Source organism: Pantoea sp. X-Soil-ISGK-285 (genome assembly GCF_059730815.1).
Genome location: NZ_AP035938.1, coordinates 3410946 through 3433551 on the forward strand (window position 1 = coordinate 3410946; position 22606 = coordinate 3433551).

General features: G+C 53.8%; 19 protein-coding genes and 1 tRNA gene. 3 read left to right on the forward strand and 17 right to left on the reverse strand.

Annotation, left to right across the window (positions count from 1 at the left end; translation table 11 throughout):
• Both AC6I8B_RS16095 and AC6I8B_RS16100 read right to left on the reverse strand, forming a co-directional pair.
• Complete coding sequence (locus tag AC6I8B_RS16095) at positions 1-1413, reverse strand: cytochrome ubiquinol oxidase subunit I (RefSeq protein ID WP_010671087.1); 1413 nt, start codon at positions 1411-1413, stop codon at positions 1-3.
• Positions 1414-2194: 781 nt separating this feature from the next.
• On the reverse strand, positions 2195-2575 hold the full coding sequence (locus AC6I8B_RS16100) for a winged helix-turn-helix transcriptional regulator (RefSeq protein WP_010248931.1): 381 nt from the start codon (positions 2573-2575) through the stop codon (positions 2195-2197).
• A 98-nt stretch (positions 2576-2673) separates the two neighbouring features.
• Here AC6I8B_RS16100 and AC6I8B_RS16105 point away from each other — a divergent pair, with 98 nt between their 5' ends.
• Together AC6I8B_RS16105 and treF are read left to right on the forward strand one after the other, a co-directional pair.
• A complete protein-coding gene (locus AC6I8B_RS16105; protein WP_010671088.1) occupies positions 2674-3531 on the forward strand; it encodes an SDR family oxidoreductase in 858 nt (285 codons plus the stop codon).
• 351 nt (positions 3532-3882) lie between these two features.
• Positions 3883-5541: an alpha,alpha-trehalase TreF gene (treF, locus tag AC6I8B_RS16110; RefSeq protein WP_158132144.1), complete on the forward strand. Its 1659-nt coding sequence runs from the start codon at positions 3883-3885 to the stop codon at positions 5539-5541.
• An 80-nt stretch (positions 5542-5621) separates the two neighbouring features.
• On the opposite strand, the gene AC6I8B_RS16115 is transcribed toward treF, so the two are convergent.
• The 5 genes from AC6I8B_RS16115 to AC6I8B_RS16135 all read right to left on the reverse strand — a co-directional run bounded on the left by AC6I8B_RS16115 (position 5622) and on the right by AC6I8B_RS16135 (position 9556).
• Positions 5622-6128: a ferritin-like domain-containing protein gene (locus AC6I8B_RS16115; RefSeq protein ID WP_033758779.1), complete on the reverse strand. Its 507-nt coding sequence runs from the start codon at positions 6126-6128 to the stop codon at positions 5622-5624.
• 10 nt (positions 6129-6138) lie between these two features.
• A complete protein-coding gene (locus tag AC6I8B_RS16120; RefSeq protein WP_033758778.1) occupies positions 6139-6621 on the reverse strand; it encodes a YciE/YciF ferroxidase family protein in 483 nt (160 codons plus the stop codon).
• A 503-nt stretch (positions 6622-7124) separates the two neighbouring features.
• Positions 7125-7289 (reverse strand): con-10 family general stress protein, encoded by a 165-nt coding sequence (locus tag AC6I8B_RS16125; protein ID WP_004571242.1) that lies wholly within the window; start codon positions 7287-7289, stop codon positions 7125-7127.
• Positions 7290-8035: 746 nt separating this feature from the next.
• The gene (locus AC6I8B_RS16130) at positions 8036-9001 is read right to left on the reverse strand and encodes a sensor domain-containing diguanylate cyclase (protein WP_033780705.1); all 966 of its coding nucleotides are present in this window, start codon (positions 8999-9001) and stop codon (positions 8036-8038) included.
• Between the two features lie 479 nt (positions 9002-9480).
• Positions 9481-9556: transfer RNA gene (locus tag AC6I8B_RS16135), tRNA-Phe, on the reverse strand.
• Positions 9557-9779: 223 nt separating this feature from the next.
• Between AC6I8B_RS16135 and AC6I8B_RS16140 the strand changes: the two genes are divergently transcribed.
• Positions 9780-11099 (forward strand): methyl-accepting chemotaxis protein, encoded by a 1320-nt coding sequence (locus AC6I8B_RS16140; protein ID WP_187505894.1) that lies wholly within the window; start codon positions 9780-9782, stop codon positions 11097-11099.
• 26 nt (positions 11100-11125) lie between these two features.
• On the opposite strand, the gene mrdA is transcribed toward AC6I8B_RS16140, so the two are convergent.
• The 10 genes from mrdA to prfC all read right to left on the reverse strand — a co-directional run bounded on the left by mrdA (position 11126) and on the right by prfC (position 22494).
• Positions 11126-12997, reverse strand: a complete 1872-nt coding sequence (gene mrdA, locus AC6I8B_RS16145) for a penicillin-binding protein 2 (RefSeq protein ID WP_033772572.1) — start codon at positions 12995-12997, stop codon at positions 11126-11128.
• A 219-nt stretch (positions 12998-13216) separates the two neighbouring features.
• The gene (deoD, locus tag AC6I8B_RS16150) at positions 13217-13930 is read right to left on the reverse strand and encodes a purine-nucleoside phosphorylase (protein ID WP_010248951.1); all 714 of its coding nucleotides are present in this window, start codon (positions 13928-13930) and stop codon (positions 13217-13219) included.
• 26 nt (positions 13931-13956) lie between these two features.
• On the reverse strand, positions 13957-15180 hold the full coding sequence (gene deoB, locus AC6I8B_RS16155) for a phosphopentomutase (RefSeq protein ID WP_497817519.1): 1224 nt from the start codon (positions 15178-15180) through the stop codon (positions 13957-13959).
• A gap of 95 nt (positions 15181-15275) precedes the next feature.
• Positions 15276-16604 (reverse strand): thymidine phosphorylase, encoded by a 1329-nt coding sequence (gene deoA, locus AC6I8B_RS16160; RefSeq protein ID WP_497817520.1) that lies wholly within the window; start codon positions 16602-16604, stop codon positions 15276-15278.
• Between the two features lie 62 nt (positions 16605-16666).
• Positions 16667-17446: a deoxyribose-phosphate aldolase gene (gene deoC / locus AC6I8B_RS16165; protein WP_010248957.1), complete on the reverse strand. Its 780-nt coding sequence runs from the start codon at positions 17444-17446 to the stop codon at positions 16667-16669.
• Positions 17447-17694: 248 nt separating this feature from the next.
• The gene (locus AC6I8B_RS16170) at positions 17695-18492 is read right to left on the reverse strand and encodes a TatD family hydrolase (protein ID WP_010671095.1); all 798 of its coding nucleotides are present in this window, start codon (positions 18490-18492) and stop codon (positions 17695-17697) included.
• Positions 18489-19541, reverse strand: a complete 1053-nt coding sequence (locus tag AC6I8B_RS16175) for a patatin-like phospholipase family protein (protein WP_497817521.1) — start codon at positions 19539-19541, stop codon at positions 18489-18491. The genes AC6I8B_RS16170 and AC6I8B_RS16175 overlap by 4 nt, the downstream gene beginning before the upstream one ends.
• Before the next feature lie 220 nt (positions 19542-19761).
• The gene (locus AC6I8B_RS16180) at positions 19762-19923 is read right to left on the reverse strand and encodes a DUF1328 domain-containing protein (RefSeq protein ID WP_003848537.1); all 162 of its coding nucleotides are present in this window, start codon (positions 19921-19923) and stop codon (positions 19762-19764) included.
• Positions 19924-20034: 111 nt separating this feature from the next.
• On the reverse strand, positions 20035-20649 hold the full coding sequence (osmY, locus tag AC6I8B_RS16185; RefSeq protein WP_010671097.1) for a molecular chaperone OsmY: 615 nt from the start codon (positions 20647-20649) through the stop codon (positions 20035-20037).
• Positions 20650-20907: 258 nt separating this feature from the next.
• Positions 20908-22494, reverse strand: coding sequence for a peptide chain release factor 3 (gene prfC, locus AC6I8B_RS16190; protein WP_010671098.1), 1587 nt, complete (start codon positions 22492-22494; stop codon positions 20908-20910).
• Positions 22495-22606 lie beyond the last annotated feature (112 nt).

Sequence of the window (22606 nt, forward strand, 5' to 3'; positions counted from 1 at the left end):
TTAGTGGTCTCCATCCTTAAAGGTGGCAGCGGAAAGCGGACGCGCCGGGGTTTTCTTCTGACCAGGACCACCCTCTTCAGTGATATGGCCTTCGCCGGTAACCGGTCCCTGCTTAATCAGACGCATCATGTAGTGATACCCCACGCCGAACACCGAGCTGTAGACCAGAATAAAGGCCAGCAGGCTGATGCTCATGTGCATATCCCCATGTGCCGAGACCGCATCAATCGTGCGCTGCACGCCATAGACCACCCACGGCTGACGACCGATTTCAGTGGTAAACCAGCCTGCCAGAATCGCAATCAGACCCGATGGCCCCATCAACAGCGCAAACCACAGGAAAGGACGCGACTCATAGAGACGCCCTTTAAAACGCAGCCACAGGCTGACTACGCCCAGCGTAATCATCAGCAGGCCCAGCGCCACCATCACGCGGAAGGACCAGAAGATGACCGTTGAATTAGGCCGGTCCTCTTTCGGGAAGGACTTCAGCGCCGGGACCTGCTTGTCCAGGCTATGCGTCAGAATCAGGCTGCCAAGATAAGGCACCTCCAGCGCATACTTGGTACGTTCCTGCTCCATGTCGGGGATCCCGAACAGGATCAGCGGTGTGGCTTCCCCCGGTGGGTTTTCCCAGTGCCCTTCAATCGCCGCGATTTTGGCAGGCTGGTGTTCCAGCGTATTCAGACCATGAGCATCACCAATCATCGCCTGAATCGGCGCGACAATCAGTGCCATCCACAACGCCATTGAGAACATCTTGCGGATTGCGGGATTGTTATTCCCCTTCAGCAGATGCCAGGCCGCCGACGATCCCACAAAGAAAGCACTCGCCAGGAACGCCGCTACAGACATATGGAACAGGCGATAAGGGAATGAGGGGTTAAAGACGATTTTGAACCAGTCCTGCGGAACCACGATGCCATTCTGAATGATGTAGCCCTGAGGCGTATGCATCCAGCTGTTAGAGGCCAGGATCCAGAAGGTGGAAATCAGCGTACCGAGGGCGACCATGCAGGTGGCAAAGAAGTGCAGCCCGGGACCCACGCGATTCCAGCCAAACAGCATCACGCCCAGGAAGCCCGCTTCCAGGAAGAACGCCGTCAGTACTTCATAGGTCAGCAGCGGACCGGTGATACTGCCAGCAAACTCCGAGAAGCCGCTCCAGTTCGTCCCGAACTGATAAGCCATGACCAGTCCTGATACCACACCCATGCCGAAGTTAACGGCAAAGATTTTCGACCAGAAGTGGTAGAGATCGCGATAGGTGTGATCGCGGGTTTTGAGCCACATACCTTCGAGCACGGCCAGAAAACTGGCGAGACCGATGGTGATGGCGGGAAAGATAATATGGAAGGAAACAGTAAATGCGAACTGAATCCTGGCCAGATGAAAGGCATCTAATCCGAACATTGCTTACCTCTTTGCCACATAGAACACCATGTATTTACTTATAATTAACAACTTAAGCCTGATGCGCCTGGTTCTCTGCGCTTATTGAAATTCCCGCCGCAAATTTAAAACTATTCGCGGCGAGGAAATAGAAACAGTGGGGTTAATGAAAACTATAACAGTCTTTATTGATTCTGATCATTGTTTTTGACGGGAATTATTTATTTAAAAATAAGGCCTAAAGGTTAATCAGAGCGTGTTTATGTGTCGTTAATGTTACGGTAATTTGTACTTTAAAAATCGATAGCGCTAAAGCGAACCTTGCCTGAAAAATGCCTTCAACAGGCTGTTTTCAGGCACTATTTTGTTATAAACCCTGATTGAGTAAAGGTCAAATTTTAGAGCCTCCAAATTAAATACCCTTATTTTTTAACAGGTTAAAAGAGTAAATAGTTACCTCTGCCGCTTTGTTTGCTTTTTTGCTTTTGCCTAGCTAATGCAGCTATAACTTCTGACAGAAAAAACGCAGAACGGCGCTTTTAAGCGCCATCAGAGATGTTAATAAAATGAGTCAAAAAGAAGGTATGAATTAACAGCGCGCTGCGGGTAGTCGATTATTCCGGGCCAGAGATTCATAAAACGATTTAATAACCAGCAACCGTGCGAAAAGATCGACTGGATTATTTTCGCTGCCGTTACGTTATCGCGCTTTCAGGAAGTGAGATGACAGACAAATGGGGTCAGAAATTTTGCAGCGAGTATACCCATGCCGTCACGTTATGACGGCTGATACAGGGTGATTTTACTCTGCCGCAGATTTTTCGCGCTGTGCCAGAATCCGGCTCAGGTTCAGCTCCAGCCAGTCAGCCAGCCCCACAACCTGTTCACCGACTTCGCGTCCAAGCGGGGTTAAGCGATATTCCACGTGCGGTGGCACCACATCGTAGGCGATACGCTGCACGAAGCCATCTTCTTCCAGGTAGCGCAGATTCTGCGCCAGCATCCGCTCGCTGACGCCACCGACCGTCCGGCGCAACGCGCTGAAGCGCAGCGTCTGGTCCTGCAGGGCCAGCAGAATTAATACGCTCCAGCGGCTGGTTACGCGTTTCAGCACGTCACGTGACGGGCAGTTGACGTTGAGCAATTCGCCGCGGATAAATTTTTCACTCATTTTTTCAGACATTTAACTTATCCACCTCAAACTAACAATTCTGTAAGTACTTACTAAAAATTAGTTTATACACTAGTCTGAATTTCACCAACAGCCACAGGAGTATTAACATGATTGCAGTTACAGGTGCCACCGGCCAGCTGGGCCGTTTCGTGATTGATGCATTACTGAAAAAAGTCCCGGCGGGAGAAATTGTTGCCGCCGTCCGTACGCCTGCCAAAGCGGCCGATCTCGCAGCGCTGGGCGTCATTGTCCGCCAGGCCGATTATGGCCAGCCAGAGACGCTGGAGGCCGCTTTTGCAGGCGTGGATAAGCTGCTACTGATCTCCGGTAGTGAAGTAGGCCAGCGTGAAGCGCAGCATAAAGCCGTCATCGAGGCTGCTCGGGCGGCGGGCGTGGGCTTTATCGCCTATACCAGCCTGTTGCATGCGGATACCTCGCCGCTGGGCCTGGGCGTTGAACACCGTGCAACAGAAGCGCTGCTGAAAGCCTCTGGCATCCCGTTCGCCCTGCTGCGTAACGGCTGGTACAGCGAGAACTACGCAGCCAGCATCCCACCGGCGCTGGCGCATCATGCGTTTATTGGCGCAGCAGGCGAAGGTCGTATCGCCTCGGCAGCGCGTCAGGATTACGCCGAAGCGGCGGCAGAAGTAATGACCCGTGAGGATCAGGCGGGCAAAGTGTATGAACTGGCAGGTGATGACAGCTACACGCTGGCGCAGTTTGCTGCGGAGATTGCCGCGCAGAGCGGTGAGAAGGTCGATTACGTCAATCTCTCTCAGAGTGAGTTTGCGGCGGCGCTGAAAAACGCAGGCCTGCCAGAAGGTCTGGCGGAAATGCTGGCGGATTCTGATGCCGGTGCAGAGAAAGGCGGTTTGTTCGATGACTCCCGTCAGCTAAGCCAGCTCATCGGTCGCCCCACCACCACCTGGCAGGCAGTCATTCGCGCGGCGCTGGCAAATCGTTAATTCTGACGTTCATGAGCGGACAATCGGGTCCGCTCACCTCACTCTCCTGTCCGAATTCCCGTTGGGTATGCCACTTTCTGCACTCTTTGCGGCTGCTGTTTCTTTTACAAAATGTGAATAAACGCCAGTTTTCTTCAGGTTAAATTTTTTTATTCAGGTCGCTAAGAGATTCATCTGAAATGCGTTTTTTGTGAACAGCGTTATATTTGGTTGAATTGTCTGGAATTTATCCAAAAACCTCGATTAATCGACAATATTTATTACGTTCATAGATATTCTGCATTGTTGTTCCGGGGGAGGAGAGGTCTATAATTTGTCCTTTGTGCAACCACGACCGCTCAGGAGGCCGTTATTAATACCCATCGCCAGCAACAAAATGCACTTGAAGAGGTTCGTGCCGGGGCGGAAGTTGAGTATCAATACGATCCCCATGAACTGAAGCTGGATCGCATGCAGGATTCTGAACCGGAGCCGGAGCTGATTGAAGGCTTGCCGGCGCCGGATGCGCTGACCCCTGCCGATCGTTATCTGGAACTGTTTGAACATGTTCAGATGTCGCGGATTTTCGAGGACAGCAAAACCTTCCCCGACTGTTCGCCCAAGTACGATCCGCTGGATGTGCTGATGCGCTATCGTCGACAGAAACGCAGCAGTGATTTCGACCTGTCGCGTTTTGTCGCCGATCACTTTTATCTGCCTGGCGTAAACGAAAGCTTTTATGTCTCCAACCCGGATAAAACGCTCAATGAGCATATCGACGACCTGTGGCCGGTTCTGACCAAAATGCCGCAGCAGCATATGCCGCACTCATCGTTGCTGCCATTACCCAAACCCTATGTGGTGCCGGGCGGACGTTTTGGCGAAACCTACTACTGGGACTCTTACTTCACCATGCTCGGCCTGGCAGAATCGGGCCGCGACGATCTGCTGCGTCACATGGCGGATAACTTTGCCTGGTTGATCGATAACTACGGTCATGTGCCAAACGGCAACCGTACCTATTATCTCAGCCGCTCGCAGCCACCGGTGTTTGCCCTGATGGTTGAGCTGTTCGAAGAGGATGGCGTGCGCGGTGCTAAGCGCTATCAGGAACAGCTGATGAAGGAATACCAGTTCTGGATGGACGGTGCCGGTTCACTGATGCCGAACCAGGCTTATCGTCACGTAGTGCGGATGCCAAACGGCTCACTGCTGAACCGCTACTGGGATGACCGCGATACGCCGCGTGATGAGTCATGGATTGAAGATGTGGAAACCGCCCGCGAATCGAAACGTCCGGCCAGCGAAGTGTATCGTGACCTGCGTGCCGGAGCGGAATCGGGCTGGGATTACTCCTCGCGCTGGCTGCGTAACCCGAAACGGCTGTCGAGCATCCGTACCACGCAGTTTATTCCTATCGATCTGAACTCGTTCCTGTACAAGCTGGAGCTGATGATCGCCACCCTGTCGCACGCGAAAGGCGAAGAGCTGACCGCGCTGGCCTGGCAGAAAAAAGCGGAAGCGCGCAAACGTGCGATTACCCGTTATCTCTGGGACAGCACCGCCGGTGTGTTCCGTGACTACGACTGGCGTCGGGAGCGTTTCGGTGCCTTTACCGTCGCCTCCGTGGTTCCGCTGTTTGTCGGTCTTGCAACGCCGCATCAGGCGCACCTGCAATCGATCTCGCTACGCCATCTGCTATTGAGCAACGGCGGCCTGCTGACCTCAATGGTGGAAAGCGGTGAGCAGTGGGATCGACCCAACGGCTGGGCACCGATGCAATGGATGGCGGTTGTTGGCCTGAATAACTACGGTGAAGAGACGCTGGCGACTGAAGTGGCAGTGAACTGGCTCAACACGGTCAGCAACTTCTATCAGTTGCACCATAAGCTGGTAGAGAAGTATGACATCAGCGGCGAGCGCGCCCGCCCAGGCGGCGGTGGTGAGTATCCATTACAGGATGGATTCGGCTGGACTAACGGCGTTACACGTAAGCTGATGACGATGTATGGGCATTTAATGGCTGACTGAGTATCGCAGCCTGTAAACCTTTAAAACGCAAAAAGCCGGGTTATCCCGGCTTTTTCATGTTTCATGCAGGCTATTCAGCGCTACTTCTTCGCTTCAGTACCTGGTTGTGACGCACGTTGCAGGAACTGCTGTGTCACTTCAGGCAGGTGCTGCAGCAGCCACTCCGCCATCGCCACTTCCTGATCGCGGATCTCATTCAGTATGCGTACGCCCTGCGCATCACCGACCTGCTCAGCCGCGGCGATCAGGCTGGTGTAGCTGGCGATCTCGGCATTTTCGAATACATAGCCACTGATAGCGCCCTTCACCACTTCATCTGAGTTAAACATGCCGCCCACGGCCTGGCCGGTGGCTGCCATTTTGCCCATCGCATCTTTCATTACAGAGTGATCGATACCGTGGCTGTCGAGCAGCTGTTCCAGCAGAGTCAGCTGATGTTTAGTTTCATCGAGATGTTGCGCCAGACGCTGTTCCAGCGCCGGATAGTGTTCAAGACGACCTGACATCTTGCTCAGCATGCTTTCTGCTTGTTTTTCCATCGCATGCGCATCGCGCAGCCAGTCGTGATAATGTTCAATCGCAGTCATGTGTTGCTCCTTAAGAGACGGTAATAGACTCAGCTACCGAGGTGAGCTTCTCATCCGTTTGCTTCTCTTCATTCAGGGTTTCTTCCAGCAGCTGTGCGGCTTTGGTGTAACCCAGCTTCAGCGCCAGCGCATGCAGCGTACCGTAGGTGGCAATCTCATAGTGCTCAACTTTCTGCGCCGCACCGATCAGCCCCTGATCGCGAATCTCGCCTTTCTCGACCGAGTCGATAATTTCCTGCGCTTCTTCAACCAGACCTTCCAGCGCATGGCATTTCATTCGTTTGATTTTGACTTCAGGTGTTACTTCCACCAGTTCGTCGAGTCGTTCAATCTGAGCACGGGTCTCTTCCAGATGCTGATTAAACGCAGCGATAAGATTTTCGTCACTGGCTGCACGCGCCATTTTAGGCAATGCACGGGTTATCTGCTTCTCAGCGCTGTATACATCGGATAAGTCATGGATGAACAGATCGTTTAACGTTTTCACTGTCATAAGATAGCCTCATTGATTAAAAAGCTGCGTCTGTAATAACGCAGCGCCAGTCATATCGTTGACACCTGAAAAGTCTAGTGGAGATTCTTAATATCGCACGCAGCATCAGTATGAATTTAAGACAAAAGTGGCATATAAAATGCATTTTCCTTTTTACAGCAAAGATTTAGCTGAATAATGTTTTTATCGTTGCCGCTTCGTTAGCTGCGCTGGATTTTGTACAAAGTAATAAATCGTTGTATACATTTTTTAAGATTAACTGCATAAAAAAGTACCAGTCAAAAACTTACCTGTACAAAGTTGTATTTAACCGTATAGCTTTAATCGATCGGAAATAAAAAACCGGAAGGGCAAACCCTTCCGGTTCAATTAACAGCTCCCGCCATTGCCAATGATGGAGCAATGACATAATTCAAGGTGTAATTATCTTCACGAGGAACTAAACAGATTCAAAATGCCCGGCTAACAGAGTAACCCTGCCGTCACAGCAGTGTTAAAGACGTTCAGCTCCGGCGGCTAACCTTACCTCCCTTGCGCCCCGCTTCAATGGCACGTTCAGGATCGTTCTTGAAGTTACCGCCGCTTTTCTGGCCTCCTTTGCGTCCTGCTTCAGCAGCACGCTCTTTGTCGGCCGCAAAATTCCCGGCCCCACCGCGATATTGAGTCATATGCGTCCTCTTTGAATTTTAAAAATTGGAATTTGCACAGTTAACGCTTCATCAGGCCGATTCAGCAACATAAATGTAGACAGAAAATCGGACCGATCAAGTGAGATAAATAAAAAACCCGTCACAGTTCTGGCTTAATGATCGTACTACCCTCAACCGAAATGATAACGCATTCCAACCATCGCTCTTTTCAATTCATAAAAGAGCCGCGGCATGAAAAATCTTTATAACGAAAATCGCCGCGCCCTATTAATCGATCTTTTTCAAAAAAAGTCCAATTGAAAAAAATATAAGCGAAGCGGTAAATAGATAGATTAATCAACATCAGATAGTGAAGATGATCAACAAACGATCAATTTCCCCAAGCGAAGCGCTAAATAGAAATCTGAAACCCTGCTTTTACGTCAAAAATAAGCGAAGCGTGACGCATCGATGGCACCAGTTAAAAATAGCCGGAATCGATCAATAAACGATCAATTCTGCTGATTTAATGAAAATTTTTATTAAAAAGAGAGGTCAGATTTAGCGATGAAATTTGAATCTAAGCGAAGCGGATGAATTTCTGCTTCCTGAGGGCAAAAAACAGGTTTTCGGAATAGTACTAAAAAGCATTTTCTGCGGGGATACGCATAAATTTTGCATGCCTGCGAAAAGGGGAATTCAACGTTATGAATGAGATGGCGCAAAGCCATGAGGGGGAGATTGTGCGTTAATGGCAGGCAAAACATATGCCCTGTTCAGCAGAGTCAGAGGGAGTCGGGAAAAGTGGAATCAAAAGCGACACCGCGCTTGCCATTTTTCTTGATGCGGTACATCGCTTCATCAGCACGCTGCAGTGCAGTATCAAAGTCATCTTTGTCCTGCGCCTGAGACACACCGACAGACGCCCCAATGAGGGCATGCCCGTTTGCCATATCAAAAGGTGTCATTACCGCGTCAAGACAGGCGTGCGCCAGTTTCTTTACCCGCGGATGGTTCAGCGCCCAGGGTATTAACAATACAAACTCGTCGCCGCCCAGTCGGCCAATGATCACTTCTGCCGGAGAGAGTTCCGTAAACCGCTGACTTAACTGGATGAGGACTTCATCTCCGCTACGGTGCCCCAGGGTGTCGTTGACGTGTTTGAAGTTATCCAGGTCAATAAAGACCACGCAGAGCGGACCCTGAGCTTTCATTTCACAGAAATAATTCTGCAGAGCATGACGATTGTTGAGCAGCGTAAGGGGATCGTGCAGCGCCAGCAGGGCGAGCTGCTCCTCATATTGCTTCTCTTTGGTCATATCGATGTGAGTGCCGATCACTTTAACCGGCTCTCCGTGCGCATTCCATTCGCTGACCCGGCCCCGATCCAGCACCCACGTAATGCTGCCATTTTTGGCGATCATGCGGTGCAGAGCCTCGTAATAAGGCGCTTTCCCGGCGATGTGGTCGTTGAATGCCTGTAGAACGTCGGCGGCATCATCGGGATGCAGGCTCTCTTTCCAGGATTCAAAGTTGGCGTCGGTCTCTTTCGGCTGGAAGCCCAGCATCGCCCCCCAGCGCCGGTTGAAGATCACCAGTTTGCCGCTGGGAATATCCAGCTGCCACAGGAACAACCCGGTACCATCCAGCGCCGCATTGAGTTTTGTGCGGGCGTCATGCGCTATACGCTTCAGACGCGCATTGTGCTTTTTAAGGTTCTGTATCTGCAGACGCAGCGCTTCTTCTGACATAACCGTGTGAGAGGAGGAAAAAGGGGTATTGTGCCTGTCAGGCTGATTCTGTAAAGGGTGGCTTATAAAACACGATTAGCCGCGGTCAATTGCAGGCTGGACAGGATATCAGGCGGTGCCAGTCTGGCAATGCAGCACAGAGGCAAACCTGGCAATTGGTTTCGCCATGAAATCTGTTTGTGTTGCTACAGGGTTGAGAAGTGGAATGGGCGCGGGAGAGGCGAAATTCGGAATGTTCGGGAATGGCGGGAGTCTGTCGAACCTTCGATAACGGGTTCGCTCCAGAATGCAAAAACCCGCCAGAAGCGGGTTCTTTAAAGATGGTGCCCGAACCCGGACAAAAATGCCGGGCGCATTTTTGCATCGCGTGCCAGCGCGACCCGAAGGGCGAGCCGCAGGGATGTGGCGAGTGAATCGAACCTTCGATAACGGGTTCGCTCCAGAATGCAAAAACCCGCCAGAGGCGGGTTCTTTAAAGATGGTGCCCGAACCCGGAATCGAACCAGGGACACGGGGATTTTCAATCCCCTGCTCTACCGACTGAGCTATTCGGGCAACGGGGCGCATTAAACCAAAGCGGCCCGGCAGCGTCAAACGCTTTTCACCAAAATCAAATCGACTGACCGCTTTTCCATCAACCCAAAGAGTGGGTCTGACCTGCCGCCATAAACCTCTCTGTTGGCCGGATATATTTTAGTCAGAAAGCAGGCAGAGTCTGCATTGTGACGCGAAATTGCCGATATAGCATGCGAGACCAACACTAATAATAAGGATCGCCATGTTTTCCACCATTACATCAGGTATCGCTTCCCGTCACAGCTGGCAGAAGCGTTCACACTCAGCGGCAACGCTGAGCTCTCTCAACGGCTCCATCGCCATGATTGAATTCTCCCCCGATGGCACCATTCTCAGCGCGAATGCGCTGTTTCTGGCGCGCATGGGCTACGCGCTGGCGGAGATCGAAGACCAGCACCACAGCCTGTTCTGTACCGCAGAGCAGCTTGAGTCTCGGGACTACCAGGATTTCTGGCTGCGACTGAACCGGGGCGAAAGCTTCAGCGATAAGTTCCTGCGCGTGGCGAAAAACGGCCGACCGGTATGGCTCGAAGCCAACTATGTGCCGGTGCAGAACCGCCACGGCCGGGTGATTAAAATCGTCAAACTGGCAACCGACATCACCGATCATATCAACGATGCGCAGGAGCAGCGCGCCATCACCACCGCCATAGAACGGTCGATGGCGGTGATCGCTTTTAACCTCAAAGGTGAAGTGCTGAAAGCCAATGATAACTTCCTGAAAACCATGGGCTACCGTCGTGAGGAGGTAGAAGGTGTGCACCACCGTCGCTTCTGCTCACAGGCGCTGCGCGACAGCCGCGAATATAGCGAGTTCTGGCAGCAGCTGAACCGCGGCGAATTTGTCTCAGGTCAGTTTCCACGGGTCAATAAACGGGGTGAGACTATCTGGCTGCGCGCCACCTACAACCCGGTGTTTGACGAACAGGGCAGACTCTACAAAATCGTGAAATTCGCCACCGATGTGACCGCGCAGGTGGAAAAGAATCAGCAGGAACATGATGCGGCACAGCGGGCTTATCACACCGCGCTGCAAACGGATGAAAGCACAAAGCTGGGTGCCGATGTTATCGCCAGCAGCGTGCAGACCATGAACGCCCTGGCGGGTGAACTGCAGGGGATCTCCGGTGATATTACCGGACTGAGTGAATCCTCAGAGCGTATCGGCGCGATTGTGGAAGGTATCCGCCGGATAGCCGATCAGACTAACCTGCTGGCGTTGAATGCCGCTATTGAAGCGGCGCGGGCCGGAACCCATGGCCGCAGCTTTGCGGTAGTGGCTAATGAAGTCCGCACGCTGGCAGCAAACATCAATCGCGCCACCACCGACATCGAAAATCGGATACAGCAAAACCATCAGCTGGCGAGCCGGGCACTGAAAGGGATTGAATCCAACCTGAAGCGCGCCGATCAGGGCGTACAGCTGGCCCAGGAGGCGGGCGGCGTGATTGCGGAAATCCGTGAAGGCGCAACGGATGTAGTACGCGCCATCGGCCAGGTGACCAAAACGCTTAAAGTCTGACGCTCTGCGGGGGCAATCGCCCCCTTTTAAGGTGTTGCCTGAACCGGCGCTTCTGGCGTCGGCGGGATAAAGATATGATCCAGAATCGCCCGCATTACGGGTGCCGCAGTAATCCCTTCGTTGCCACCATTCTCCAGAATTAACGCTACCGCCACTTTGGGGTCATTAAACGGCGCAAAGGCGGTGTAGAAGATATGGTCACGCAGCCGTACCGGTATCATTTTCGCGTTATAGGTCTGGTTCTGGCGCAGGCTGAACACCTGCGACGTCCCGCTTTTCGCAGCGATGCCATAGGGTGCCGTGTGGAAATATTTATAACCGGTGCCGTTGGGTGCGTTAGCCATGCCAAACATCGCGTGGCGTACCAGCGACCAGTAAGGTGAATGAGGATCGCCAATCTGCGCTTCATGCTGCTGCGGATGATAGTTCTCCACCAGCGTGCCGCGCTGGGTTTTCTCCAGCAGATGGGGGGCAATGACCCGACCGTTATTAATCAGCGCCACCATCGCTTTCACCATCTGAATGGGTGTCGCAATCCAGTAACCCTGTCCGATACCGACTGAAACCGTATCGCCCTGATACCAGGCCTTTTTATGCACCTTCTGCTTCCACTCCCGGCTCGGCAGTAAACCGCTGTACTCCTCATTCAGGTCGATACCGGTCGATTTACCATAGCCAAACTGGCTGAGCATGGTGTGAATGCGATCGATGCCCATCATAAACGCCACCTGGTAGAAGAAGGTATCGGCGGACTCTTCGATTGCCCGCGTCACATCCAGCATGCCGTGCCCGGTTTTTTTCCAGTCGCGATAGCGCCGGTCCGTGCCTGGCAGCGTCCAGGTGGGTGCGCCAAAGAATTGCGACTGCGGCGTAATCACATGAGTCAGCAGCGCCGACATCGCCATGTAAGGCTTCACCGTGGAGGCGGGCGGATAAAGACCCTGCGTGACGCGGTTAATCAGCGGCAGGTCTTTATCCTGTAGCAGCTTTTTGTAGGCCTGATAGCTGATGCCTTTCACAAACGGATTGGGGTCATAGCTGGGGCTGGAGACCATCGCCAGCACGGAGCCGTCGTGCGGATCTTCAATCAGCAGCGCCGCACGCTGCCCCGCCAGCAGGCTTTCCACATACTGTTGCAGGTGCAGATCCAGCGTCAGCGTCAGGTTTTTACCCGCGACCGGCGGCACCTCTTTCAGCACCCGCACAATGCGGCCATGATTATCCACTTCCACTTCCTGATAACCCGGCTTGCCGTGCAGCAGCGCTTCGTAATAGCCCTCAATCCCCTGCTTACCAATGTTATGGTCAGCCGCATAGTTTTCGGCGATGCCTTCCGCATTCAGCCGTTTATAGTCGTTATCGTTGATTTTCGACACATAGCCGATCACATGCGCCAGATCCGCGCCATAGGGATATTCACGATCCTGGTAGGTCTCAATGCTGGCGCCGGTGAAGTGAAACTGATTGACCGCAAAGCGGGCGACCTGCTCTTCAGTCAGCTCCTCTTTCAGCACCACCGGCTTGTAACGGCTGGTCTGCTTCAGCGCATGGCGGAAGGTGTCGATTTCGTCCGGCGTCAGATTAACGATCGGCGTGAGTGCCCGCAGCGTGGCGTCCATGTCGCTGATTTTGTAAGGCGTCAGCGTAATGGCGTACCAGCTGACGTTTCGCACCAGCGGAATGCCGTTGCGGTCATAAATCAGCCCGCGCGTCGGGGCGATGGGGATCATTTTGATGTCGTTCTGGTTAGAGCGCGTCTGGTAATAGCCATGATCACGCACCTGTAAGCGAAAAAGGTTTACGCCAAGAATGGTGAAACAGAGACAGACCAGAGCAAAGGCTATTGCAGCGCGGCGGGCAAACAGCTTCTCTTCAGCTTGGAAGTTACGAAAGTTCATCAGGGGGCATTATCAGGCGATTAATTATTATCTGTTATTGCGCACCATGATAAAGCGCGATCGCGGGCGTGCCAGCGCGAAGATGCACAAGCCTGACCAAAAGTGTGTCATTTGATGTGAATGTTACCGGGACGGCGAGGCGGGAAAATGCAGATCCCCCGGTTAAGGGGGATCTGCGCAAGGGGATCGGGCAGCAGGCGTCAATGCCTGCCACGCTGATTAATCACCCAGCAGAACAGACTCCAGCGCAATCTTGATCATGTCGTTGAAGGTGGTCTGACGCTCAGCAGCGGTGGTCTGCTCGTGCGTACGGATGTGGTCTGATACGGTGCAGATGGTCAGCGCTTTAGCACCGAACTCTGCGGCCACACCGTAGATACCTGCAGCTTCCATCTCAACGCCGAGGATGCCATATTTTTCCATCACGTCGAACATCTGCGGATCCGGGGTGTAGAAGAGATCGGCAGAGAAGATGTTACCTACGCGCGCTTCAACACCCAGGTTTTTCGCCGCATCAACCGCGTTACGCACCATGTCGAAGTCAGCAATCGCAGCAAAATCGTGATCTTTGAAACGCATACGGTTCACTTTGGAATCGGTGCAGGCACCCATACCAATCACGATGTCACGCAGTTTTACATCGGCACGCACGGCACCACAGGAGCCCACACGGATGATCTTTTTCACGCCGAAGTCGGTGATCAGCTCTTTGGTGTAGATGGAGCAGGAAGGAATACCCATTCCGTGGCCCATTACAGAGACTTTGCGGCCTTTATAGGTGCCGGTGTAGCCCAGCATCCCGCGCACGTTGTTCACTTCTACCGGATTTTCCAGGAAGGTTTCAGCAATGTGCTTTGCACGCAGCGGATCGCCAGGCATCAGCACGACGTCTGCGAAATCGCCCATTTCAGCATTAATATGAGGGGTTGCCATTGTTTAATCCTTGTTAAATTGCTGATTTACAGCATGTTCTTGCCATAGTCCATCTCGGACAGGCCAAAATAGTGTGCAATTGTCTGACCAATATCGGCGAAAGTTTCGCGGTAACCGAGTGAACCCGGCTCGACTTTCGGTCCGTAGATAAGAATCGGAATGTGCTCACGCGTGTGTTCAGTACCTTCCCACGTCGGGTCACAGCCGTGGTCAGCGGTCAGGATCAGAATGCCATCTTCTCCGACTAACTCCATCAGCTCAGGCAGACGACGGTCAAACAGCTCCAGCCCGCCCGCATAACCGGCAACATCACGACGATGTCCCCAGGTTGAGTCGAAATCAACGAAGTTAGTGAAAACAATCGCCTGATCCGGCGCAGTTTTCATCTCCTGAATCGTGGCGTCAAACAGCGCATCCAGACCGGTCGCTTTGACCTTTTTGGTAATGCCCTGCTCAGCATAGATATCGGCGATTTTACCCACGGAGATCACGTGACCGCCCTTCTCATCCACCAGCTTTTTCAGCATGGTGGCGGATGGTGGCTCAACTGCCAGGTCGTGACGATTGCCGGTGCGCTCGAACTGACCCGCTTTGTCGCCCACAAACGGACGGGCGATAACCCGGCCAATGTTGTAGCCACCTTCGGTCAGCTCTTCACGGGCGATTTCGCACAGCGCATAGAGTCGATCCAGACCAAAAGTCTCTTCGTGACAGGCTATCTGGAACACCGAGTCCGCAGAGGTATAGAAAATCGGCTTGCCGGTTTTCATATGCTCTTCGCCCAGTTGGTCGAGGATCACCGTACCTGAAGAGTGGCAGTTCCCGAGATAGCCCGGCAGATCTGCACGCTCAACCAGTTTGTCCAGCAACTCCTGTGGGAAGCTGTTCTCTTTGTCGCTGAAGTAGCCCCAGTCAAACAGCACCGGCACACCGGCGATCTCCCAGTGGCCTGACGGCGTATCTTTACCTGACGAAAGCTCGCTGGCGTAAGCGTACGCGCCGGTGATTTTCGCCTCAGGATCCAGACCTGCCGGGAAGCGGCCGGTCGACAGCTCTGCGGCTTTGCCCAGACCCAGCGCGGTAAGATTAGGCAGATGCAACGGGCCTTTACGTCCCTTGTCTGCTTCACCCCTGAAACAGGCTTCGGCGATGTGACCTAAAGTATCCGAACCTGCGTCGCCGAATTTATCGGCATCTTTACTGGAGCCAATTCCAAAGGAATCGAGAACCATAATAAAAGCACGTTTCATGCAAGTCTCCTGCGCATTGGCGCGTGACAAGTCAAAAAAAAGCGATCAGATCAGTATACCCGAATGCATCGCAGCTGGCACCGGTTACCGGTCAGTTAGCTGATATCGCTCACACGGCGATAGACAACCGGCGTCTCAGCCGGGGCGGAATTACCGAGCACCAGCGCGGCTTTGACCGCGGCGGCGGCCTGCTGCCATTTGTCTTCGCTGCTGGCGTGAATGATCGCCAGTGGACGCTGCGCATCGGCACGTTCGCCCAGGGTGATCATGTCGCTTAAGCCGACGCTGTAATCAATACTATCGCTGGCACGCTGACGTCCGCCACCCATTGCCACCACCGCCAGACCCAGCGCACGGGTATCCATGCTGCTGACGATGCCTGGCTGGTCGGCATACACCGGCTTGCTCAGCATGGCTTGCGGCAGATAAGCGTCGTAGCGTTCCACGAAATCGGCAGGTCCCTGCTGGGCAGCGACCATACGACCAAATATCTCGGCTGCTTTGCCGTTATCCAGCACCGTCATCAGCTTCTGACGCGCTTCGGTGTCGCTGGCGGCCAGTTTGCCGGAGACCAGCATTTCGCTGCAGAGCGCCAGCGTCACTTCCAGCAGGCGCGGATTCCGCTCTTCGCCGGTCAGGAAGCGAACCGCTTCACGCACTTCCAGCGCGTTACCGGCTGAGGAGGCGAGAACCTGGTTCACATCCGTCAGCAGTGCGGTGGTCTGGCAACCTGCGCCATTGGCGACGCCAACAATTGACTGCGCCAGACTTTCTGACGCCTCATAGGTTGGCATAAACGCGCCGGAACCCACTTTGACATCCATCACCAGTGCATCCAGCCCTTCTGCCAGCTTCTTCGCCAGAATCGAGGCGGTAATCAGCGGGATCGAATCGACGGTGGCGGTGATGTCACGCGTGGCGTAGAAACGCTTATCCGCCGGTGCCAGCGAGCTGGTCTGGCCGATAATCGCCACACCCACCTGCTTGATGATCTCGCGGAAGCGGTCATCGCTCGGGAAGATATCGAAGCCCGGGATCGCTTCCAGTTTATCCAGCGTGCCACCGGTATGGCCAAGGCCACGACCCGAGATCATCGGGACATATCCGCCGCAGGCCGCGACCATCGGCCCTAACATCAGCGACGTCACATCGCCGACGCCGCCGGTCGAGTGCTTATCCACCACCGGGCCATTGAGATTAAGTGATTTCCAGTTCAGTACCGTACCGGAATCACGCATCGCCATGGTCAGCGCGACCCGCTCAGGCAGCGTCATGTCGTGGAAATAGATGGTCATCGCCAGCGCGGCAATCTGACCTTCCGAGACGGTGTTATCACGCACGCCATTGATGAAGAAGCGAATCTCCTCTTCAGTCAGCGCATGGCCGTCACGTTTTTTGCGAATAATTTCTTGTGGCAGGAACAAGGTAACCCCCTGGTTCAGGGAAATCAGGATGGGGAACAGGCGGTCAGCGACCGCCTGAAGGATCAGTAACCCGCTTTGCTGGTGTCGCTGTCATGACCCAGGGTGTTGAGCAGGCTCGCCAGCAGGCTTGATGCACCAAAGCGGAAATGACGCGCATCGGCCCAGTCGGCACCCAGCGTCTCTTCCGCCATTTTCAGATAGATCGCGGCATCTTCAGCGGTGCGCACGCCACCAGCGGGCTTAAAGCCAACCTGCTGGCTGACGCCTTTATCGCGGATCACGTTCATCATGATCTGCGCCACTTCAGGCGTGGCGTTAACCGGCACTTTACCGGTAGAGGTTTTAATGAAATCGGCACCGGCATCAATGGCAATCTCAGAGGCCTGACGGATCAGCGCTTCCTGCTTCAGTTCACCGGTTTCGATGATCACTTTCAGCAGCACATCTGCTTCGGCACAGGCGGTTTTACAGGCTTTTACCAGATCGAAACCGACCTGACTGTTACCGGCGATCAGCGCACGATACGGGAACACCACATCCACTTCATCGGCACCGTAGGCGATAGCGGCGCGGGTTTCTGCCAGCGCAATATCAATGTCGTCATTGCCGTGCGGGAAGTTAGTCACCGTGGCGATGCGGATCTCCGGAGTTCCCTGCTCGCGCAGCGTTTTACGGGCAATCGGAATAAAACGCGGATAGATACAGATTGCGGCGGTGTTGCCTGCCGGGGATTTGGCCTGATGACACAGGGCGATCACTTTTGCGTCGGTGTCGTCGTCATTCAGGGTGGTTAAATCCATCAGTTTCAGGGCGCGCAGGGCAAGGTCTTTGATATCGGTCATGAGGCTCTCCAAAGGATCGGGGTGCAACCCACCGGCTCGCCGGCGGAATGTTATAATAATAACACTCTGATGCGGCCTGATATGTGCCAGGAGTCACATAGGAATAAGAAATTAGTGCAACATTGCCACGTTTACTGTGACTAACATTACAGATAACAGGGCTTGGTGGTTATTATACGCCAGCGGGTGCAATGTTACTATTATCACATTTAAGCGCGAAAGCTGCAGGTCGGGTGAGACGCGGGCGGTCAGTTGCGCAGCGCCGGGAAAGCGGGATCGAGCTGAAATAGCTGCTGACTGTTGTGCCACAGCGCATCAGCAATCTCCTCCGGTGACTCTTCTCGCAGGCTGCAGAGCACCTCCCACACCTGACGCGCCCGCTCCGGACGATTAGGCTGGCCCTGAAAGCCCTGCAGCGGCATATCGGGTGCATCGGTTTCCAGCAGCAGCGAAGAGAGCGGCAGCTGCGCCACGGTCTGACGGGTTTTGCTGGCGCGTTCATAGGTAATGGTCCCGCCGATGCCAATCGCATAACCCAGCTTAATAAAGGCCTGCGCCTGCTGCAGGCTGCCCGCAAAACCATGCACCACGCCACGGCGCGGCAGATCGTAACGACGCAGAATCTGAGCCAGCTTGTCATGAGTGCGGCGCGAATGCAGGATCACCGGCAGCTGATACGCTTTCGCCAGCTTAAGCTGCGCCTCAAGAAAGCGTTGCTGCTTATCAAACTGCGGATCGTCGCGATAGAGATCCAGCCCGATCTCGCCGATCGCCACCAGCTTACGCGGCCGCTGTTGCAGTAAGGTTTCCAGCTGGTCGAGATGGGCCTCCTGATGATTTTCGATGACAATTGGATGCAGGCCCAGCGCGGCATAGAGCGCCGGTTGCGCCGCGGCTAACGCGCAGACCCGCTCAAAGCGGCTGGCATCGATCGCCGGAACGATAATCTTTTCCACGCCAGCTTCTGCAGCACGTGCCAGGCTGCCAGAGATATCCCCTTCAAACGGCGGAAAATCGAAGTGGCAGTGCGTATCGATAAACTTCATGCCAGCGATCCTTTGTCGTAATCAGCATCATTATCCGCCAGCGGCGGTGTGATGATGAGGCGGGTATCGGGTGCATTGGCTACCGGTGCAGGCGGCGTAACGATACGCGCCGTGGTCATCGGTTCCGCATCGCTCAGCCACTGGCCCAGCGTGGCAAGAAAATAGCGACCACAACGCCGTCCCAGATGATAATCCTGATTCAGTGAAGCGATGCGGCTCCCCAGCGCACTGCTGGCCAGCGCATGCGGCGGAAAGATTTCGATAATGCGCAAATCATCGGGCGGATTCTCAATGAACTGCTGAATTTCCCGATAGCTCTGTTCATGCTTATTCAGCACGTTGATCATCGGCTGCAGTGCGCCGGTGCTGAGCCAGCGTTCCATCCGCTTAAACCATTTCGGGGTATAGAACATCTGCGACGGCACGGTGCGGATCACCACAATGGTATCAGCGCCACGGCGGGCGGCTTCACGCACCGGAATCGCATCGCTGATGCCGCCATCGAGATAGCTGATCCCTTCCAGACTGACCCCCAGCCGGTAAAACCCGGGAATGGCACTGGAGGCTTTGATCAGATCCAGCCAGTTATCGGCGGTCGGGTTGAAGTAGCCAGGCGTGTAGTCGTCACTGCGGCAGGCGCACATATAAAACTCGCGGCCGCTGGAGAACAGCTGTTCCGCGCTGCTCATCGCCAGCGGAAATTCACTGCGGGTAATATCTATCAGCCAGTCGAGGTCGATCAGATTGCCACCACGCACAAAGCGCAGCGGATCAAAGAAGCGTTTACTGGTGGTATAGCGGGTAATCACACGCCGGGCATAGCCGGGCTGACCACAGACAAAGGCAGAAAGATTTTGTGCACCGGCAGAGGTGCCGAGCATCAGCTGAAAAGGGTTGAATCGGGCACGCTGAAATTCATCTAATACGCCTGCGGTGAAAATGCCGCGTTGACCGCCGCCTTCACAAACCAGCGCAATCTTCTGAGATTTAAACGGAGTCAGGGCCAGAGGTTCAATGGCGCCGAGCGTGACAGGAATGCGTATACCCACAGTACGAACCTCAAAAAGGGGTTCCGGGTCTGCTGGAGGATCGATCCGTTAAAGACGGCAGCATTCCGGAGAACCAGTCATATGTTCCTTTAACCGGCAGGCCAGCTGGGCTGGCTTGCCTTGCAGCGATGTGAAGGTGTCCCTCTCTTCACGTCAGTCGCTACAGATGACTGGTCTCCGCTCTATGCTTTGCGTTGCATTACACTGCAGGACTCATCGGCTAAAGCTTTTTACGGCCGGTAAACAGGCTGATGAGGAACAGGATAATACCAACGACGAAGACAACTTTAGCTGCCCATGCTGCTGTGCCCGCTAAACCGCCAAAACCTAACGCTGCAGCGATCAGTGCGATCACCAGAAAAATAATGCCCCAACGAAACATAAGCCTCTCCTTACCCTATTTAAAAATCGAATATTTAAAATCGATCTGCTTATTTCATCCCCGGATGGGTATCTTTTATTCGTACGGCCACAGAAGTGGCCGCACGCAAGCTTAAGATTTAACCGTCAGGTCATTCTTAACGCTTTTCACGCCTTCAATGGCTTTAGCAATGCTTTCTGCACGATCTGACTGTGCCTGATTAGCAACCTGCCCTGAAAGCTGAACAACGCCGTCTGTGGTCTCAACTTTTACGTTGCGCGACGGAACAATGTCATCCGCTAATAGCTTAGCTTTAATTTCGCTGGTCGTGGCGGTATCGCCCGCATAACCTTTCATTGATGATGCTTTGCTGTCTCTGACGTGTAGTTTGTCACTGACGGATTTAACACCTTCGATTTTCTGCACCACAGCCACAGCCTTCTCAGCCTGATCCTGTGAGGTGACGAAACCGCTTAAGGTCACGACGCCGCTATGCGTTTTTACCGAGATATCCGTGCTTTTAATTGCGTCATCATCTACCAGTGCCGCTTTGGCTTTGGCGGTGATGCCGCTGTCATCCATATAACCATCGACTTTTTTCATAGAACTATCGATTTTTGAACCCGCGCTGTCGGCTGTCTGTGACGCTTTCTGCGACATTGATTCGTCAGCCAGTGCGCTGCCGCTGATCAGTGCTGAGCCAATCATGGCGGCCATCAGGGTTTTAGCAATCTTAGTCTTGTTCATCGATATCTTCCTTCTATCAGTTAACTCACCCAAAAACTGTGGGCGCAACAGAGGCACAGGTGCCGCTGCGTTACAGGACGTAAGGACAAGAGAAGTCTCTTCCGCCGTCCGATAGAGTAATCATAGACGGCATTTTGCAATTTGCCTGGCTAACTGGTTGATCACACGTCAAAACAGAAGAAAAACGGGGTTTTTAGGAGGAGTCTGGAAGGAGGAAAACAGGGCCACTCCCAGCTGGAATGGCCCGGAAACAGGCGATTAGTGCTCGCGCGTTTTGCGGAAACGGACGTCGGGGTAACGTTCCTGCGTAATATTAAGATTAACCATGGTTGGCGCGATATAAGTCAAATTATTGCCGCCATCGAGTGCCAGGTTAACTTCGTTTTTACGCTGGAAGTCCTCAAACTTTTTCGCGTCGCTGCATTCAACCCAGCGCGCCGTAGAGACGTTGATCGCTTCGTAGATCGCTTCGACGTTATATTCGCTTTTCAGACGGGCGACCACCACATCGAACTGCAGCACCCCGACCGCACCCACGATCAGATCGTTGTTATGCACGGGACGGAACACCTGTACCGCACCCTCTTCCGACAGCTGAACCAGCCCTTTCAGCAGCTGTTTCTGCTTCAGCGGATCGCGCAGACGAATACGGCGGAACAGCTCTGGCGCGAAGTTCGGAATACCGGTGAACTTCATGTTTTCACCCTGAGTAAAGGTGTCGCCAATCTGAATAGTGCCGTGGTTATGCAGGCCGATGATATCGCCGGGATACGCTTCTTCAACGTGCGAACGGTCGCCCGCCATAAAGGTCAGGGCGTCGGAGATCACCACATCTTTGCCAGTGCGCACCTGACGCAGCTTCATCCCTTTTTCATATTTACCGGACACCACACGCATAAAGGCCACGCGGTCGCGGTGTTTCGGGTCCATGTTGGCCTGGATCTTAAACACGAAGCCGGTGAACTTCTCTTCTTTCGCTTCTACCGTGCGGGTGTCGGTATCACGCGGCATCGGACGCGGTGCCCATGCCACCAGGCCATCCAGCATATGGTCAACGCCAAAGTTACCCAGCGCGGTGCCGAAGAAGACCGGCGACAGCTTGCCGCTCAGGAAGGCTTCCTGCTCAAACTCGTGCGATGCACCCTGTACCAGCTCCAGCTCTTCACGCAGCTGTGCCGCCAGATCGTCACCGACTGCGGTGTCGAGGTCCGGGTTGTTCAGCCCCTTCACGATGCGGACATCCTGAATGGTGTGGCCTTTACCGGTCTGGTAGAGATAGGTCTCATCTTTGTAGAGATGATAAACCCCTTTGAACAGTTTGCCGCAGCCGATAGGCCAGGTGATCGGTGCGCAGGCAATTTTCAGCTCGCTTTCCACCTCATCCAGCACTTCCATCGGGTCGCGGATGTCACGGTCAAGTTTGTTCATAAAGGTCAGGATCGGCGTATCGCGCAGACGGGTAACTTCCATCAGCTTACGGGTACGATCCTCGACGCCTTTAGCGGCATCAATCACCATCAGACAGCAGTCAACCGCGGTCAGCGTACGGTAGGTATCTTCCGAGAAATCTTCGTGACCCGGGGTATCCAGCAGGTTCACCAGGCTATCGCGATAGGGAAACTGCATCACCGAGGTGGTAATGGAGATACCACGCTGTTTCTCCATCTCCATCCAGTCCGACTTAGCGTGCTGGTTAGAGCCACGGCCTTTTACCGTACCGGCGGTCTGGATAGCCTGTCCGAACAGCAACACTTTTTCGGTAATGGTGGTTTTACCGGCATCCGGGTGCGAAATGATCGCGAAGGTGCGGCGGCGTGCCACCTCTTCTAAAAAGGGATTAGACATGGAATTCTTCTCAATAGGCAGCGCAACTTACTGGCGCTGCTGATAAATCACGGTGGCCGGCAGAACCTTACCGGCGGGTAAACGGTGCCAAAAACGATCTTTCATCGTTGGC